Consider the following 16,660-nt stretch of genomic DNA (forward strand, 5'->3'; position numbering starts at 1 on the left):
GTTTTTCTTTCTGTTTATACTCTCTTGGACTAATTTCTTAGCCAATTTCGTAAGATTCATGCTCATTAGAAGGAATCCTATCTCAGTTTTTCCCAGTCTCTAGATATAGTCTCTCAATGTCTAAAATGTCTGACTCCTGTAAAGACCATGGTCAAGCCGTATTTATTGGCCATGTCAATGGAGTCTTGGTCGCGGACAGAGCCACCTGGCTGGATGATAGCCTTGATACCTGCGGCTGCAATTTCTTCCACGTTATCAGCAAATGGGAAGAAGGCATCTGACGCCAAAACGGCTCCATCCAAACGGTCCTTGGCTTGCTCGATGGCGATACGGACAGACGCCACACGGTTGGTTTGTCCCGGCCCCACGCCCAAGGTCATCTTGTCATTGGTGATGATGATGCCGTTGGACTTGACATACTTGGAGGACTTCCAGGCGAACTCCATAGCCGCCCACTCTTGCTCGGACGGTTGACGCTCGGTCACCACCTGCCAGTCCGCTGGGCTCTCCACCACCACGTCCTGATCCTGCACCAAGAGTCCGCCGACAACGCCTGTGAACTCTTTTTCCACTTCGCTAGCATCCTGTGCGTCAAAGGCCAACTCCAAGATCCGAAGATTTTTCTTTTTATTGGTCAAAATAGCTAACGCTTCTGCCGAGTAACTCGGTGCGATGATAATTTCTAAGAAAATCGGGTGCATCTTTTCAGCCGTCGCAGCATCTACTTCCCTGTTCAGCACGACAATGCCTCCGAAAATCGATACTGGGTCAGCCTCATAGGCATAATCCCAAGCCTGCTCAATAGTCTCTGCCTGCCCGATACCACAAGGGTTCATGTGTTTGAGAGCCACAACAGTTGGACGGTTCTTGAAATCACGAATAATCCGGATAGCTGCATCCGCATCCCGAATGTTGTTGAAAGACAACTCCTTACCGTTTAGTTGTTTAGCAGCTGCAATCGAGTAAGCTGTCGGAAGGGCATTTTGGTAAAAATCCGCATGTTGCTGAGGATTTTCTCCGTAACGCATAGGCTGATTAAGATCATAAGTAATCGTTAATTTTTCAGGCTTATCTTCGCCTACTTGCTTGGTAAAGTAATCTGCAATCAAGGCATCGTAGGCTGCGGTGTGTCGGAAGACCTTGGCAGCCAATCGTTGACGCGTTGAGTAGGTCGTCTCCCCCTGCTCTGCTATTTCTCCTAAAACAGTCGGATAATCCGCCGGATCCACTACAACTGTCACGCTGGCGTGGTTCTTGGCTGCTGAACGGAGCATGGACGGCCCGCCGATATCGATGTTCTCCACCGCCAAGTCGTAGGTCACGTCTGGACGCAAGATGGTCTCTTTGAAGGGGTAGAGGTTGACCACCACCAAGTCAATCAAGTCGATTTCATGGTCTTTAGCAGCCTGCAAGTGACTTTCTGTGTCACGTCGCGCTAAAAGCCCACCATGGATTTTCGGATGAAGTGTCTTAACACGACCGTCCATCATCTCTGGAAAACCAGTCACATCGTCAATGGCGATAGTGGTTACGCCTGCCTGATCCAAGGCAACCTTTGTGCCTCCTGTCGAGATGATTTCCCAACCAAGTTTGGTCAATTCCTGGGCAAACTCCACAATGCCCGCCTTGTCGGATACGCTAATTAACGCACGTTTTGTCATGATTTCTCCTTATTTTCTCACTGCCCCTAACTCCTCCAAGACTGCTGGATAGAGTTGGTACTCTACTTCATGTATTCTTGCTTCAAAGGTTTCCAGGGTATCATCAGCCTGTCGGGACACACGGACTTGTTTGATAATTTGTCCTGTGTCGACGCCGCTGTCAACCCAGTGGACTGTTACGCCACTTTCAGATACTCCTGCCTGCCAGGCATCTTCAATTCCATGAGCTCCTGGAAATTCAGGCAAGTAGGCGGGGTGGATATTGATGATCCGACCTTCATACTGATCCAGCAGGGTTGGTCCCACAATCTTCATATAGCCTGCCAAGACCACCAAGTCAATCTGGTGCTTGTCTAAGAGTTGGATAATAGCTTCTTCGTAAGCCTGCTTATCTGCAAACTCTTTTAATTCAAAAGCAAAGGTTGGTACATCTAGTTTTTCAGCTCGTTCCAAGACATAGGCATTTCTACGGTCTGAAAACACAAAGGCTACTTCAAACTGCTCTGCAATGACTTGGAAATTGGATCCCTTGCCTGATGCAAACACTGCTATTCGTTTCATTTGATGACCACACTCTTGTCTTTCTTAGCGATGATGCGGCCAATTTCATAGACTTCTTCATCTACCAAATCGCACACTTGAGCGACCTTATCAGGACTGACAGCCAGGACCAATCCGATTCCCATATTGAAAATTTCAAACATTTCTTCATGTTTGATGTGGCCGTATTTTTCAAGGGCCGTAAAGATTGGGAGAACTGGAATCTTGTCTTCTTCAATCTCAGCTGCAAGATTATCAGCAAACATACGGGGAATATTTTCGATGAAACCACCGCCTGTGATATGGGCAATACCATTGATCAGCCCTGCTTTTACCAGAGGCAAGACCTGCTGGACATAGATGCGGGTCGGCTCTAAGAGAACATCCTTTAGAGCTCTGCCATTGAGCTCTGGCAACAGAGCGTCGCCAGAAACATCTGCAAAAACACGACGGACCAGGGAATAGCCATTGGAGTGGATGCCGCTGGAAGCTAGGCCGAGGAGAATGTCGCCCTCCTGGACCTTACTGCCGTCGATAATCTGGGACTTCTCCGCAATGCCGACGGCAAAGCCAGCCAGGTCATAGTCATCCTCGCCGTACATACCAGGCATTTCAGCCGTTTCACCGCCAATCAGGCCGCAACCAGCTTGGACACAGCCTTCTGCCACACCGGCTACTACCTGCTCCAGCTTGGCTGGTTCATTTTTTCCTGTCGCGATGTAATCGAGGAAGTAAAGCGGCTCCGCACCTGCTGCGATGATGTCGTTGACACACATGGCCACGCAATCCTGGCCAATCGTGTCGTGCTTGTCGTACTGAATAGCCAACATGAGCTTGGTGCCGACGCCGTCTGTTCCTGATACCAAGACTGGCTCTTTGACATCCAGTTTAGTTAGATCAAACATCCCGCCAAAACCACCGAGAGCTCCCATCACACCCAAGCGTTCTGTCCGAGCTACGTGCTTCTTGATGCGTTCGACAACTTCATATCCCGCTTCGACGTCAACGCCCGATTGGGCGTAGGCATTTTTATTTGTCATTTTGATTCCTTTCAACAGTTTACAGGTCTGTCAAGTAACCTTGATACCTCTGTCACTTACTTGACATTTTCAATGTAGAAACTCGTTCTCTCTTCTAGGCTACGGAGGTATTCTTCCTCATAGTCATAGAGAGGCGTTGGAAATTCTCCATCAAAGTAGGCCACACAGAGCCCGCCTTTTGGCGCGTCTGTTTCGATGCCGATGGCTTCAATCATCCCCTCAAGAGAAAGATAGGTCAGACTGTCTGCCCCGATAATCTCACAAACTTCCTCAGCAGTGTGGTTGGCTGAAATCAGCTCCCGACGGGTCTGAATATCAATTCCATAGAAACACGGGTACTTGAGTTCTGGGCTGCCGATAGCCACATGGACTTCTTTTGCCCCTGCATCACGAAGAAGTTGGACAATGCGGCGGCTAGTTGTACCGCGAACAATAGAGTCGTCAATCATGACCACGCGCTTACCTTTGACAACACTTGAAACGGCTGACAACTTCATGCGCACACCCTGCTCCCGCAATTCCTGGGTTGGTTGAATAAAGGTCCGCTGAGTATACTGGTTTTTGATCAGCCCCATTTCATTTGGCAAGCCAGACTCTTCTGCAAATCCCATAGCAGCAGATAGGGAGGAGTTGGGCACACCAACGACAATGTCTGCTTCCTGTTGAAATTCCTGGGCCAAACGACGTCCCATATTTTTACGAGCCGTGTGGACATTGACCCCGTGAATTACCGAATCTGGACGAGCAAAATAGACATACTCCATGGAGCAAACAGCCAGTTGCGTATCGGTCGTATAACGGTCATAGTGAACGCCACTATCATCGATGATAACAATCTCACCTGGCTCCACATCTCGCACCCAGTCAGCACCCACTACTTCAAAAGAACAGGTTTCACTAGCAACAACCCAGGCTCCATTTTTCATTTTGCCTATTGAAAGTGGTCGGAAGCCATTTGGATCCAGAGCTGCGACCAGCTTGTCTTCCAGCATAATCAGGTAGGCAAATCCACCTTTAACAGTATTGAGAGCTTCCTTGATTTTGCCCATGAAGTCTGGATTGTGACTGCGGCGAATCAAGTGCATGAGAATTTCAGTGTCAGAAGAAGAAGAGAAAATAGAACCATTTTTTTCAAGTTCAGCCTTCAAACTGACCGCATTGGTCAAATTCCCATTGTGTGCCAAACCCACCTGCATATCTGCAAAATCAAAGAGGAAGGGCTGGATATTATTGATAGAAGCAGAGCCAGAAGTTGCATAGCGGACGTGACCAATGGCAGCCCTTCCAGTCAAGGCTTCTAAATCTGCTGGATTTTTGAAGACTTCTGCAATCAGGCCTGTTCCGCGATGGCGACGTAAATGCCCACCATCATTGGCTAAAATCCCTGCCCCTTCTTGTCCACGGTGCTGCAAACTATGGAGCCCAAAATAAGTAACCTGAGCAGCCTGCGGATGTCCCCAAATACCGAAAACACCGCATTCTTCATTGAGTGATTTAACTTCGTATGTCATATTTATTTTCCTGTAAAATAGCGAACCGCTGAAACAAAGAGTTCTTGGTCTTTCTTACCTGGAATGTTTTGGAAAAGACCGTCCTCGTAACGCTCCGAATGCCCCATTTTCCCGATAATCTGACCATTGCGACTGGTGATTCCTTCAATAGCATGGCTAGAACCATTTGGATTGTACTTAGAATCCATGCTTGGCTGACCAGTAAAGTCAACGTATTGGCTGAAAATCTGACCATTATCTCGCAAGACAGCGAATTCTTCATCCGTCACCACGAATTTTCCTTCCCCGTGTGAAACTGGGATAGCGTGAATGTCACCGACTTGAACACCCGCCAACCACGGTGAGTTGACATTGGCAATCCGCGTTTCCACCATTTTGGCAACGTGCTGGTTGGCATCGTTATAGAAGAGGGTTGGACTGGTTTCTCCCGCCTCCTCAAAGTTTCCATACGGTAGCAAGCCCGATTTGACAAGGGCCTGGAAGCCATTGCAGATACCGATGATGAGGCCACCTTTTTCGATAAAGTTGTCAATAGCAGAGCGGACCTTGGCGTTTCGTAAGATAGTCACGATAAACTTAGCAGACCCGTCTGGCTCATCCGCAGCGGAGAACCCACCTGCAAAGAATAGAATATTCGCCTTAGCAATATTGTCAACCATAGTGTCAACCGAGTTTTCAATGCTCTCTGCATCCAAGGTCACAAATGGAACAAGATTGACTTTTGCACCAGCCTGTTCAAAGGCCTTGGCTGAGTCATATTCTGAGTTGGTTCCTGGAAAGACTGGGATGTAAACAAGCGGAACATCAACTCTTTCCTTGGCTTGTATAACTGCTGAACTGGTAATTGCAGGAACATCCTGTAAGTCTGTAGCCTGTTCAAATTCTGTTGGGTAAACTTCTTCTAACTTACCTTCAAAGGCTGCTTGCAAGTCCTGTCCAGCTAGGTTGACACCGTTGACAAGGAGTGTAAAGTCAGCAGTGGTTTGCCCAATTTTCACAGCATCTGGAATGTCTTCTGTCGATGTGAAGACAAAGCCGCCAAGCTGACCTGTCAAGCTAGTTTCAAGGTCTGCAAGCTCGGCTCTTGCTCCAATCTGGTTTCCAAAGGACATGAGGGCTAGACTTTCTAAGACACCTCCGTACTTGACTGCACTAGCAGCCGTAATCGCATAATCGCTCTGCCATTTTTCAAAAGCCTCAAAATTAGACTTCATAAGGGCAAAATCAATATCTTCGGACAAAATCTGACCTGGTAAGTAGTAAATGTACTCGCCAGCCGCCTTGAACTCAGGCGAGAGGACCTTGCGACTATCAGCCGTGGTAACACCAAAGGCAACCAGGGTTGGCGGAACTGTCAAGTCCTCAAAGGTGCCAGACATGGAGTCCTTGCCACCAATAGACGGCAAACCAAGCTGAATCTGAGCCTCGATAGAGCCTAGAAGTGCTGCCACCGGCTGACCAAAACGCTCTGCCTGCTTGTCCATGCGTTGGAAGTATTCTTGATAGGAGAAGCGAGCCTTGGACCAGTTGGCGCCTGTTGCCACCAAGCGAGCTGTCGCTTCGATGACCGCATAGGCAGCCCCGTGGTAAGGTGACCAGTCTGCCAGATAGGGATGATAGCCCTGAGCCATGACAGAAGCCGTCGTCGTAACACCATGTTGGACAGGTAGTTTCTGTACAGAACTTTCTGTCGGTGTCAGCTGTTGGCGACCTCCGAGTGGGTGGTTGACGGTTGAACGACCAACAGATGAGTCAAAAATCGTCTGCAAACCTTTCTGACTAGCATGGTTGAGGTCTGAAAGAAGGTCTTTCAAGTCCTCCTGTAGCGTTTCAGCGGAAGTTCTACGTGTTTCTGGCAAGTTGACAGCACTGTCAACTACCTTGGCATCGACGACTACGCGCACACCATTGGTATCTAGGAAGGAACGCTCCAAATCAACAATGGCTTGCCCATTCCAGGTCATGACTAGGTTTGGTTTTTCAGTGACTTTAGCCACGACAACCGCATGGATATTTTCCTGACGGCATGCTGCGATGAAGGTGTCTACGTCCTCTGGACGGACAACGACACTCATCCGCTCCTGCGACTCTGAAATAGCAATTTCTGTTCCGTTCAAGCCTGCGTACTTGAGTGGAACCTTATCCAAGTCGATTTCAAGACCATCTGCCAGCTCACCAATAGCTACGCAGACACCTCCTGCACCAAAGTCATTTGATTTTTTGATCAAGCGAGTCACGTCACCATTGCAGAACAAGCGTTGGATTTTGCGTTCTTCAATAGCATTTCCTTTTTGGACTTCCGCACCAGCTGTTTCCACAGACTCGACTGTCTGTACCTTGGACGAGCCTGTTGCCCCACCAATACCATCGCGACCTGTTTTGCCTCCTAACAAGATGACCACATCGCCTGCGACTGGTTTTTCACGGACCACATTTTCCTTTGGAGCTGCACCGACTACGGCACCCAACTCCATGCGTTTAGCGACAAATCCTGGGTGGAAGTATTCACGTACATAGGTGGTCGCAAGACCGATTTGGTTACCGTATGAAGAATAACCATGTGCCGCTGTTTTAGAAATGATTTGCTGTGGCAATTTCCCTGAGCGAGTAGCTGTCAGAGGTTGGGTAATATCGCCCGCACCTGAAATCCGCATGGCTTGATAAACATAAGAACGACCTGACAAAGGATCACGAATGGCTCCACCGATACAGGTTGCGGCTCCACCAAAAGGCTCGATTTCTGTTGGGTGATTGTGGGTTTCATTCTTGAACATGAGGAGCCATGGCTCTTTCACGCCTTCCACATCCACTTCAATCTCCACCGAGCAGGCATTGATTTCATCCGACACTTCCATATCATCCAGACGACCATTTGCACGCTCATAACGACCAAAAATGGTCGCCATATCCATAAGCGTCTGAGGTTTGTCTGTCCGACCTAACTCTGTTCGCATAGCCAGATACTTGTCATAAGTCGCCTGCAGTTGCTTTTGGAATTTTGAAGCTGAAAAGTCAATAGACCTCAGTTCTGTTTCAAAAGTCGTATGACGGCAGTGGTCACTCCAATAGGTATCCAAAACCTTGAGCTCTGTTTCGGTTGGCACTCGACCGATTGACTTGAAATAATCCTGAATGAAGAGCAGGTCTTCCACTTCCATAGCCAAACCAGCCTCACGCTTGTAAGACGCAAATTCCTCTGCCCCGTAGCTATCAAAAAAGTCCAAGCTTGGAATGACGGTATCTGACACCGAAAACTCCTGAGCCACCAAAGGAGCATCCATATCCTTAAATCGCGAATCCACAGGATTCAGCAAATAATTCTTGATGGCAACTAATTCTTCTTCCTGCACATCACCGTTCAAAATATAGAGTTGACCTGTATTGACACGCACCTCCTGACGACTGCCCAATAAGAGAAGGGCCTCCTGACTGCTGGCAGCCCGCTGGTCAAACTGCCCAGGAAGGGCCTCAATCGCAAAATAAACAGCCCCTTCCAAGCCCAGCTCCGCTTCCGACAAGACCTTGTCCGTCACCTGCTCGGTAAAGATATGCTTAATAGCTTGCTCCAGCAAGTCCTCCTCCAAATGAAAGACATCATAAACCTGCACCAGACGTACACTCGTCAAACTTGTCAACTGCAAATTATGAGTCAACTCCTTGCGAAGAGCCTCCGCCTTAATCTGAAAATCCGCCTTCTTCTCAACAAAAATCCGCTTCGCCATTTTTCCAATCCTTATCTCACTTCTTGTAACTTTGCCAATACGACCTCGTAAACCTCGGTCAACTCCCCGAGACCCCGACGGAAAACATCCTTGTCCAGATGGTTGCCATCCGCATCCCACAAACGACAATTATCAGGAGAAAACTCATCCGCCAATAAAATCTGACCAGACGAGTCGACCCCAAATTCTAGTTTGAAATCCACCAAAGTCAGCCCAATCTGAGCAAACAAGTCCTTCAAGAACCCATTGATACGACGTGTTTCTTCCTTGATATAGGCGATTTGGTCCTGACTAGCCAGTTCTAGAAAGGTAATGTGTTCATCGTTGATAAAAGGATCGTCCAACTCATCTTTTTTATAGTAAAATTCCACGATAGGAGTAGGTAAGACTATCCCTTCCTCCACACCGAAGCGTTTTGAGAAAGACCCAGCTGTCACATTTCGCAAAACAACCTCAAGAGGAATAATCTCCACCTTCTTATTCAACTGCTCCGTATCCGACAAACGCTTGATAAAATGCGTCTTGACTCCAGCTTCATTCAACTTTTCAAAAATCAAAGATGAAATCAGATTATTGAGTCGCCCCTTGCCAGTAATCTGTTCTTTCTTGCCACCATTAAAAGCCGTTGCCTGGTCCTTGTAAACCGCAACAATCTGGTCACTGTCAGCCGTAGCGTAGATGTCTTTGGCTTTTCCTGAATAAAGAAGGTCTGTTTTCATGAGAATGTTCGTCTTTCATAAAATATTCTAGTCTTTTCGTTTATTCTATCACACAATATTCGTGTTAACAAACAAAAATCTAAAATAATATCGAATAAAAAGAAAAACGCCCGTAAACTACGAACGTTTTTGTAATTCTTCATAAATAAAATCCACAATATCAGATAGGGTTTCAAAGCGTTCAATGGCCGCATCCGGCACATCTACTCCGAACTCATCCTCTAAGGTCAGGACAAATTCCATGATTTCCACCGAATCTGCTGCAATATTATCGGCCAAAGTAGACTCAGGTTGAACGTGGAAGTCTTCACCCTTCTCATCCTGAATCAATTCAACAACCCGCTGATAGACCTGTTCTCTAGTCATGACTCTCCTCCACTACTGAAAATTTGGCAACCGATTTTTCGACAATGCCAGCCTCCAAAATGGAACGCGTCTGCTTGATGGTATAGAAAATTGACTGGGCATCGCTAGACCCGTGAGCCTTGATAACAGGAGCCTTCAGTCCGAGCAAGACAGCACCACCAGCCTTCTTATAGTCCATAGCACCAAGCGCCTTTTTCAAGGTTGGTTTAACCAAGAGACCGCCCAATTTAGCACGCAGACCGCCATTCTTGATTGAGCCCGTCAACTGACCGACGATGGATTTTGCAGTCCCTTCAACTGTTTTCAACACAGCGTTTCCCGTGAAACCGTCCGTCACGATCACATCCGCCACGCTGTTGAGCAACTCACGCGCCTCCACATTTCCGATAAAGTTAATCGACTTGTCTTCCGCCAAGAGTTTATAGGCTTCTTGGTGAACTGGCGTACCCTTGGTATCTTCCGTACCGTTGTTCAAAAGTCCCACACGAGGTTGTTTGACACCACGCACGTGCTCCGCGTAAAATGAGCCAAGAATACCATACTGATAGAGGTGATGAGCTGTATTTTCAGCATTTGCCCCCAGGTCCATCATATCAAATCCCTTACCGTCCATAGTCGGTAAAGTGGACATCAAACCAGGACGGTCGATGTTCTTGATGCGACCGACGACAAAGACGCCTGCCGCCAAAAGAGCACCTGTATTTCCTGCCGACAAGACCGCATCTGCTTGACCATCCTTGACAGCCTTGGTCGCTAGGACCATAGAAGCCTCTTTCTTACGACGAATAGCCTTGACAGGCTCATCATCTGAATTGATTTTCTCCGTCGTATGGACAATGCTGACACGCTCTGTCACTGTCAAATACTGCTTGATTTTTGCCTCATCACCATAAAGTTGAATCTCAATATCTGGAAAGGCAGCCAAGGCTTGATTGACACCTTCTACCACTGCCTGAGGGGCATGGTCCCCACCCATAGCATCTACTGCAATACGTTTCATTCTGTTTCCTCATTTTCTGTTCTTGGTTTCATAATCTGCCCCCAAGAAGACAAATCATCTATAAATTTCTTGGATTTCAAGTGAATCCCCACATATTCCTCGTACAGCTGGTCAATAAAAAGACGTAATTTTCGTTTCATCTCAGGCTTGATGGAGATGTTTTCCAGCTCATCAAAGGAAATAGCCTGAAATTGATTAAGCAAATAAGGAACATTGGGATCCAGATAGGCCCGCCTGTCATCTTCCTGATAGTGTTGCGGACACAGGACACCGCTGTACTTGTAGGAATAATCAAAAGGTAGACCAACCCGATGACAAAAAGCACACTCATGAAAATTCAGACTGACCCCAAAACGTCCCAAGAGCTGAATTTCAAAGATATTGGTCAAGACTTCATAATCCAAACCCGACTCCATCAAGTCCAAGGTCTTGACCAAAAAAGCAAAGAGAGCTGGATCATAAACCTTATCCTGCAAGGCCGCATCTGCCAAGGCCAAGATATAGGTCGCATAGCTGAGTTTGAAAATATCAGCATTGATCGCCTTAAAAGGCTGGACTTGATGAAAATCCTCAATATAAGACAGCCCATCATCATTGATTTTGACGATAAAATCGGCATAGGTCAAAGGCTGAATAGCAGCAACCAGCTTGGACTTAGAAGCATGTTTCACGAAAAACATTCGCTTGCCAGCCTTCTCCGTAAAAATCTTGACCAACTTGTCATCTTCTCGAAAATTCCGATTGTAAAGGACTAATCCCCTGGTTTTAATTCGTTCCATTTTCTTCTAGGTATTTCTTCAAACGAGCCATAGCTGTTTGAATCTTCTCCATACTTGCTGCATAGGAAATCCGCACATAGCCCTCACCATACTGACCAAAGGCCACACCTGGAATAAAGGCCACTGCTTTCTTCCTCGCAAAGTCCTGCAAGAAACTAAAGGAATCTTGGTTGTAACCCGCAGGAATTTTTGCAAAGATATAGAATGCACCGTCAGGCTTAATAATCTCAAAGCCCAAGTCTGTCATTTTCTCGATGATGTAATCCCTACGCTTGACATACTCCGCCCGCATCGGAAGAGCGTCATCCTTACCGTTTTTCAAGGCCTCAACCGCACCATACTGCATAGCAGTTGACGCCGCTGTCACAAGATACTGGTGGCTCTTGATGATTTGAGCGATAATCGGAGCCTGACTCATAATCAAGCCAATCCGCCAGCCTGTCATAGCATGGGACTTGGACAAGCCCTGAATCAAAATGGTCTGCTCTGGCAAAAACTCTGCAATTGAAGTATGGGGCTGACCAGTGTAGGTCAACTCCGCATAGACCTCGTCTGATAGGACAAAGACAGGATACTTACGCAAGACATCTGCAAAGGCCCGAATTTGCTCACGAGAGTAGGTCACACCCGTTGGATTGGCAGGATAGTTGAGAATGACAGCTTTTAGCTTATCACCTTGCTCAATAATCGCCTCTTCCAACATCTCTGGCGTCAAGACGAAATGATTGGCTGTCGTATCGATTTCAACAACATCAGCTCCTACCATATTAACAATAGGCTCATAACCAGGATAGGCAGGGGCAGGCAGAAGAACTGTATCCCCAGCCTCCAAAATAGCAACTAAACTCGCTGACAGAGCTTCTGTCGCACCGATTGTAGAGAGGATTTCATTTTCTGGATTGTAGTGTAAATTATATTTTTCAGCCACAAACTCAGCTGCTGCCTGACGCAACTCCAAAAGACCAGCCATTCCAGTATAATAACTCTTGTTAGCATCGATAGCAGCCTTAGCCGCTTCTTTAACATGGTCAGGCGTTGTAAAATCAGGCTCTCCCAATGTTAGTTTCAAAATCCCGGGAACATCCGAAATAGACTGATCAAACTGACGAATCATCGAAACCTCAATCCGATTCAAATTCTTATTAAAACGATTTAATAAATCCATTCTGCCACCTCAAAAACATATAAAACTATTATAATACATTTTGAAAATAAATGTAAAAAAGAAGAGTCATTTGACTCTTCTCATACCTATTTAACACGACTCGCCTCAAACAAAGGAGACAAAGGACGTTTTTCATGAATACGAATAATCGCTTCCGCTAATAATTCTGCCGTTGAAATATGTTCGATTTTATCGATTAAGCGATCTTCTGCAATTTCAATTGTATCAAGAACAACCAATTTCTTAATTGCTGACTTACTAATGTTATCCATAGCAGGTCCTGACAATACTGGGTGCGTACATGAAGCATAAACAGCTGTTGCCCCTGCATCTGCCAAAGCATCCGCTGCATGACAGATGGTACCCGCAGTATCAATCATATCATCAATCAAGATACAAGTTTTATCCTTAATATCGCCAATAATGTTCATCACTTCTGATGTATTCATCTTATCAACACTACGGCGTTTATCAATAATAGCAATCGGTGTCTTCAAGAACTGTGCTAACTTACGGGCACGTGTCACACCACCATGGTCAGGTGATACAACAACATAGCCATCACCTACCATACCACGACGCTCAAAATAATCCGCAATCAATGGAGCACCCATCAAATGATCAACAGGAATATCGAAGAATCCCTGAATCTGCGCAGCATGCAAATCAATTGTCAACAAACGATTGACTCCCGCTGTTTGTAACATATTGGCAACTAATTTTGAAGTGATTGGCTCACGAGCACGAGCTTTACGATCCTGACGTGCATAGCCATAGTAAGGCATTACAACGTTTACTGATTCAGCGGATGCACGTTTAAGAGCATCGACCATAATCAAAATCTCCATTAAATTATCATTAACTGGTGAGCTAGTGGATTGAAGAATATACACGTGAGTTCCACGAATGGATTCCTCAATATTTACCTGAATCTCACCATCTGAAAATTGACGAACACTTGATTTTCCTAGAGGAATTCCTATTTTTTTCGACACCTGTTCAGCTAACTTCTGATTTGACGAAAGAGCGAACAATTTTAAGTCAGTAAACGCCATGACAGCCTCCTATATATTTCTACCTTTACTATTTTAACCCTTTTTCCTTCATTTTTCAAACAAAAATAGAGCGCAAATCCACACGCTCTATTTGAAAATTTCTTAATATGGAGGGTAAATGTAGTAAACTGCACCTTCAGATGTAGTTGTAGGATTAAACCAACCACGGTGGTTACCAATATAACGACGACCCATGTAGTTTGATTCAACAACTTGGATACTTGTTGAAGATTGAACAGCCGTAACAACCGCTACGTGCCCATAATAACCACCTGTCCAAACAGCAATCGCACCTACTTGTGGAGTAGAACCTGTACTAAAACCTTCAGCACGTGCTGATGCTAACCACTGTTTAGCATCTCCCCAGTAAGGACCAACCCATGAAAGTTGAGATTTAACTCCCCAAGTACACTCACCAATTGGGTAAGATGAAGCGTCATAACGCGCATTATTTGCTGCCGCTGAACTACCTGAACCTGATGATATAGACGTTGTAGGTGTGCTTACCGTTGGTGTAGATTGTGATACTGTCGCAACCGTTTCAGTCACTGTAGTTTCTACTGGCGTTGACACGACTGGTGCTGATACTGAGGCTACTTGTTGCTGTGCTAGAGCTGCCTGTTGTGCTTGATACTCCGCTTGACGAGCCGCCGCTTGACGAGCTGCTTCTTCTGCAGCTGCCTTTTGCGCCAACAATGAATTTTTCTCATCTTCAGCAGTAGCTTTCTGCACAGCCAAATTTAACTTAGCAGCTTCCAATTCAGCCTGACGCACTTGCAATACTTGGGCGTCATCTTCCAATTTTTGGCGATTAGCTGCCAAAGTAGTGATTGCCTCTTGGTTTGCCTTTTGTTTTTCAGCAATTGCTTCCTTATCAGCTTTTTGTTGTTCCAACATACGGTTATTAGCTGAAACAATCTCACGCATTGCATTAACACGAGAAACAGCATCAACGATTGATTTTGAATCTAAAATTGTATTAATATAGCTTGAAGCAGAGCCATCAACTTGAGCACTACGCGCCTGCTCCTTTAAAGCACCATCACGTGACACAATATCAGCTGACAAACGCTCAATATCTGCCGCCAATGTCTGCGATTCTGCTTCCAAACGAGTATTTTCTTCTGTTAATTTCGCCTGTTCACTAACAATTGCATCAACTTGTCCTTGAATAGCATCAACTTGTTGTTGAGCTTCAGCTTGTTGTGCTGTCAATTCACTAATCTGTTGATTTTTTGCTGCAATCTGACTATCTACATCATTCGCGTTAATTACAGTCATATATTGTACATTTGATAAAGCGACTGTACTTAACAACAATGTAGCTAAGATTTTCTTCTTCATAAGCTAAACTAACTCCTCTATTCTTTCTGACTATACCATTTTATCAAAAAAATCGCGAAAGTATATTACGCGATTATTACATTTCTATGTCTTGTTTGTTATTCCAAATAAACGCTCAAATAACGGCTGTAGTACGAAAAATAAGGCCAAATTGAATAGTAAACTTGGAAGTAATTTATTAAAAACAAAGATAAACACAGACAAGTTTGTTATATGAAAAATACGAGCAAATGAATAACTAATAAATTCAAATTGAAAAATAGCTACTAGTAAAATCAGAATATTGATTCCTCGCTTGCTGACTGCACTTTGGAAGAAGAAATAAATGCAATACAAAACTAAAGGAAGGGTTGTAGTAGCAATACCAATCAGATTAAGATAACTAATATCATATACCAAACCTAGCAAAGTAAATATGAATAATGAAAAACCAAGAGACACATAGTTAGCATAAAAAATAGCTAACATAAGTACCAAATGACTTGAAATAGTAAATAATCCAACCAACCAATTTGTTACCAACGTTGAAATCTGTCCATCAAGTAATAAAATAAAGAACAAGATGGGAAACATAAATATTTCTATCATTTTATTGCGCATTTGTTTGACCTACCACTAAAACCGAATAAATGTTTGAAAAACTAGCTGTCGGCTCAACATATACTTCTCTATTTAAACTGTTACTATTTGATTTAACCGATAAAACTTTACCAATTTGGACATTTGCCGGAGTCGCACCAGCCAAATCACTCGTTACAACATTGCTACCCACTGCAATTTCATCAGCTGAGTTCAACTGATTAATGATAAAACTATTTGTATCTGCATCATAGCCCGATAAAATACCATAAATTTCTTTAGAATCAACAGAAATTTTCACAGGCAACTTCGTGAATTCATCCGAATTCGTAAATAAGGTAACAACCGCCGAATCTGAACTCAATGAACTCACGATACCAACTAATCCACCATTAGCAACCACAAGTGCATTAGATGTCACACCACTAGTCTCACCAATATTAATTGAAATATGCTCCGACCACGATGAAGGAGTCCTCACTAAAACTGATCCTGGAATAAGTTGTTTTTCTGGAAAATCAGACACCATACCTAAACTGCTACGAAGCGATGCATTCTCTTCTTTCAAGCTAGTATTTTCAGCAGCCATCCCTTCAAGGCTCATAATAGCTTCCTTTAACTGTTTATTTTCCTCGTAAGCGTTCATCAAATCTGTCAAGACATCTTTATGCTCAGAAAAAAATCTAGTAGGTACTGAAATAACCGATTGAATTGGCGTTACAACAACACTAACGATATTATTTAAATATGGTACCTGTAACTCCTTAGAGAAAGTCACAAACAAAAGAGAAAATGACAGTAATAAAAAGATAGAAACAACTACTACTAATTTTGAAAATTTATTCATAATAGACCCTCACCAAGATACAATAAAACGAGAATATCAAGCGATAATCTCGTTCACTACGGAGAATAAGGGATTCGAACCCTTGCGCCAGTTACCCGACCTAACGATTTAGCAAACCGTCCTCTTCAGCCTCTTGAGTAATTCTCCATCAATATAATATGGGCACGAGTGGAATCGAACCACCGACCTCACGCTTATCAGGCGTGCGCTCTAACCATCTGAGCTACGCGCCCAAGATAATAAACTTGGACAAAGTTAAATTAATGGCGCGAGACGGAATCGAACCGCCGACACATGGAGCTTCAATCCATTGCTCTACCAACTGAGCTACC

Annotated in this window: 14 protein-coding genes and 3 tRNA genes; all 17 read right to left on the bottom strand. The window is 44.9% G+C overall.

What is annotated here, in order from left to right:
- Nucleotides 1-113 precede the first annotated feature (113 nt).
- Entirely contained in the window at nucleotides 114-1,661 is a 1,548-nt protein-coding gene (gene purH, locus P7J58_RS06905; RefSeq protein WP_408555970.1) for a bifunctional phosphoribosylaminoimidazolecarboxamide formyltransferase/IMP cyclohydrolase, read from the bottom strand.
- A 9-nt stretch (nucleotides 1,662-1,670) separates the two neighbouring features.
- Nucleotides 1,671-2,222, bottom strand: a complete 552-nt coding sequence (gene purN / locus P7J58_RS06910) for a phosphoribosylglycinamide formyltransferase (protein WP_408555971.1) — start codon at nucleotides 2,220-2,222, stop codon at nucleotides 1,671-1,673.
- On the bottom strand, nucleotides 2,219-3,241 hold the full coding sequence (gene purM / locus P7J58_RS06915) for a phosphoribosylformylglycinamidine cyclo-ligase (protein ID WP_408555972.1): 1,023 nt from the start codon (nucleotides 3,239-3,241) through the stop codon (nucleotides 2,219-2,221). The genes purN and purM overlap by 4 nt, the downstream gene beginning before the upstream one ends.
- 56 nt (nucleotides 3,242-3,297) lie before the next feature.
- Nucleotides 3,298-4,752 carry an amidophosphoribosyltransferase gene (gene purF, locus P7J58_RS06920; RefSeq protein WP_408555973.1) on the bottom strand — a complete coding sequence of 485 codons (1,455 nt, stop codon included), beginning with the start codon at nucleotides 4,750-4,752 and terminating at the stop codon, nucleotides 3,298-3,300.
- A 2-nt stretch (nucleotides 4,753-4,754) separates the two neighbouring features.
- Nucleotides 4,755-8,474, bottom strand: coding sequence for a phosphoribosylformylglycinamidine synthase (locus P7J58_RS06925; protein ID WP_408555974.1), 3,720 nt, complete (start codon nucleotides 8,472-8,474; stop codon nucleotides 4,755-4,757).
- An 11-nt stretch (nucleotides 8,475-8,485) separates the two neighbouring features.
- On the bottom strand, nucleotides 8,486-9,193 hold the full coding sequence (gene purC / locus P7J58_RS06930) for a phosphoribosylaminoimidazolesuccinocarboxamide synthase (RefSeq protein WP_277942490.1): 708 nt from the start codon (nucleotides 9,191-9,193) through the stop codon (nucleotides 8,486-8,488).
- 117 nt (nucleotides 9,194-9,310) lie between these two features.
- On the bottom strand, nucleotides 9,311-9,559 hold the full coding sequence (locus P7J58_RS06935; RefSeq protein WP_029186656.1) for a phosphopantetheine-binding protein: 249 nt from the start codon (nucleotides 9,557-9,559) through the stop codon (nucleotides 9,311-9,313).
- Nucleotides 9,552-10,559 carry a phosphate acyltransferase PlsX gene (gene plsX, locus P7J58_RS06940; protein WP_408555975.1) on the bottom strand — a complete coding sequence of 336 codons (1,008 nt, stop codon included), beginning with the start codon at nucleotides 10,557-10,559 and terminating at the stop codon, nucleotides 9,552-9,554. The genes P7J58_RS06935 and plsX overlap by 8 nt, the downstream gene beginning before the upstream one ends.
- Nucleotides 10,556-11,338 (bottom strand): DNA repair protein RecO, encoded by a 783-nt coding sequence (recO, locus tag P7J58_RS06945; protein ID WP_029943139.1) that lies wholly within the window; start codon nucleotides 11,336-11,338, stop codon nucleotides 10,556-10,558. The genes plsX and recO overlap by 4 nt, the downstream gene beginning before the upstream one ends.
- Complete coding sequence (locus tag P7J58_RS06950; protein ID WP_029943138.1) at nucleotides 11,325-12,503, bottom strand: pyridoxal phosphate-dependent aminotransferase; 1,179 nt, start codon at nucleotides 12,501-12,503, stop codon at nucleotides 11,325-11,327. The genes recO and P7J58_RS06950 overlap by 14 nt, the downstream gene beginning before the upstream one ends.
- Before the next feature lie 86 nt (nucleotides 12,504-12,589).
- The gene (locus P7J58_RS06955) at nucleotides 12,590-13,558 is read right to left on the bottom strand and encodes a ribose-phosphate diphosphokinase (RefSeq protein ID WP_002935337.1); all 969 of its coding nucleotides are present in this window, start codon (nucleotides 13,556-13,558) and stop codon (nucleotides 12,590-12,592) included.
- Between the two features lie 102 nt (nucleotides 13,559-13,660).
- The gene (gene pcsB / locus P7J58_RS06960) at nucleotides 13,661-14,902 is read right to left on the bottom strand and encodes a peptidoglycan hydrolase PcsB (RefSeq protein ID WP_408555976.1); all 1,242 of its coding nucleotides are present in this window, start codon (nucleotides 14,900-14,902) and stop codon (nucleotides 13,661-13,663) included.
- Nucleotides 14,903-14,986: 84 nt separating this feature from the next.
- Nucleotides 14,987-15,502 (bottom strand): rod shape-determining protein MreD, encoded by a 516-nt coding sequence (gene mreD, locus P7J58_RS06965; protein WP_029186667.1) that lies wholly within the window; start codon nucleotides 15,500-15,502, stop codon nucleotides 14,987-14,989.
- Nucleotides 15,492-16,328, bottom strand: a complete 837-nt coding sequence (gene mreC / locus P7J58_RS06970) for a rod shape-determining protein MreC (protein WP_408551801.1) — start codon at nucleotides 16,326-16,328, stop codon at nucleotides 15,492-15,494. The genes mreD and mreC overlap by 11 nt, the downstream gene beginning before the upstream one ends.
- A 59-nt stretch (nucleotides 16,329-16,387) precedes the next feature.
- Nucleotides 16,388-16,475: transfer RNA gene (locus P7J58_RS06975), tRNA-Ser, on the bottom strand.
- Nucleotides 16,476-16,487: 12 nt separating this feature from the next.
- Nucleotides 16,488-16,561 (bottom strand) — tRNA-Ile (locus tag P7J58_RS06980).
- 31 nt (nucleotides 16,562-16,592) lie between these two features.
- A tRNA-Phe gene (locus tag P7J58_RS06985) sits at nucleotides 16,593-16,659 on the bottom strand.
- Nucleotide 16,660: the final 1 nt, after the last annotated feature.

It is taken from the genome of Streptococcus suis (assembly GCF_046032535.1).
Taxonomy (GTDB): Bacteria; Bacillota; Bacilli; order Lactobacillales; family Streptococcaceae; genus Streptococcus; species Streptococcus suis_AK.

Bases quoted from the DNA above. Each gene is read 5' to 3' on its own strand.
- purH (WP_408555970.1), bottom strand. From the start codon at position 1,661: ATGACAAAACGTGCGTTAATTAGCGTATCCGACAAGGCGGGCATTGTG.
- purN (WP_408555971.1), bottom strand. From the start codon at position 2,222: ATGAAACGAATAGCAGTGTTTGCATCAGGCAAGGGATCCAATTTCCAA.
- purM (WP_408555972.1), bottom strand. From the start codon at position 3,241: ATGACAAATAAAAATGCCTACGCCCAATCGGGCGTTGACGTCGAAGCG.
- purF (WP_408555973.1), bottom strand. From the start codon at position 4,752: ATGACATACGAAGTTAAATCACTCAATGAAGAATGCGGTGTTTTCGGT.
- P7J58_RS06925 (WP_408555974.1), bottom strand. From the start codon at position 8,474: ATGGCGAAGCGGATTTTTGTTGAGAAGAAGGCGGATTTTCAGATTAAG.
- purC (WP_277942490.1), bottom strand. From the start codon at position 9,193: ATGAAAACAGACCTTCTTTATTCAGGAAAAGCCAAAGACATCTACGCT.
- P7J58_RS06935 (WP_029186656.1), bottom strand. From the start codon at position 9,559: ATGACTAGAGAACAGGTCTATCAGCGGGTTGTTGAATTGATTCAGGAT.
- plsX (WP_408555975.1), bottom strand. From the start codon at position 10,559: ATGAAACGTATTGCAGTAGATGCTATGGGTGGGGACCATGCCCCTCAG.
- recO (WP_029943139.1), bottom strand. From the start codon at position 11,338: ATGGAACGAATTAAAACCAGGGGATTAGTCCTTTACAATCGGAATTTT.
- P7J58_RS06950 (WP_029943138.1), bottom strand. From the start codon at position 12,503: ATGGATTTATTAAATCGTTTTAATAAGAATTTGAATCGGATTGAGGTT.
- P7J58_RS06955 (WP_002935337.1), bottom strand. From the start codon at position 13,558: ATGGCGTTTACTGACTTAAAATTGTTCGCTCTTTCGTCAAATCAGAAG.
- pcsB (WP_408555976.1), bottom strand. From the start codon at position 14,902: ATGAAGAAGAAAATCTTAGCTACATTGTTGTTAAGTACAGTCGCTTTA.
- mreD (WP_029186667.1), bottom strand. From the start codon at position 15,502: ATGCGCAATAAAATGATAGAAATATTTATGTTTCCCATCTTGTTCTTT.
- mreC (WP_408551801.1), bottom strand. From the start codon at position 16,328: ATGAATAAATTTTCAAAATTAGTAGTAGTTGTTTCTATCTTTTTATTA.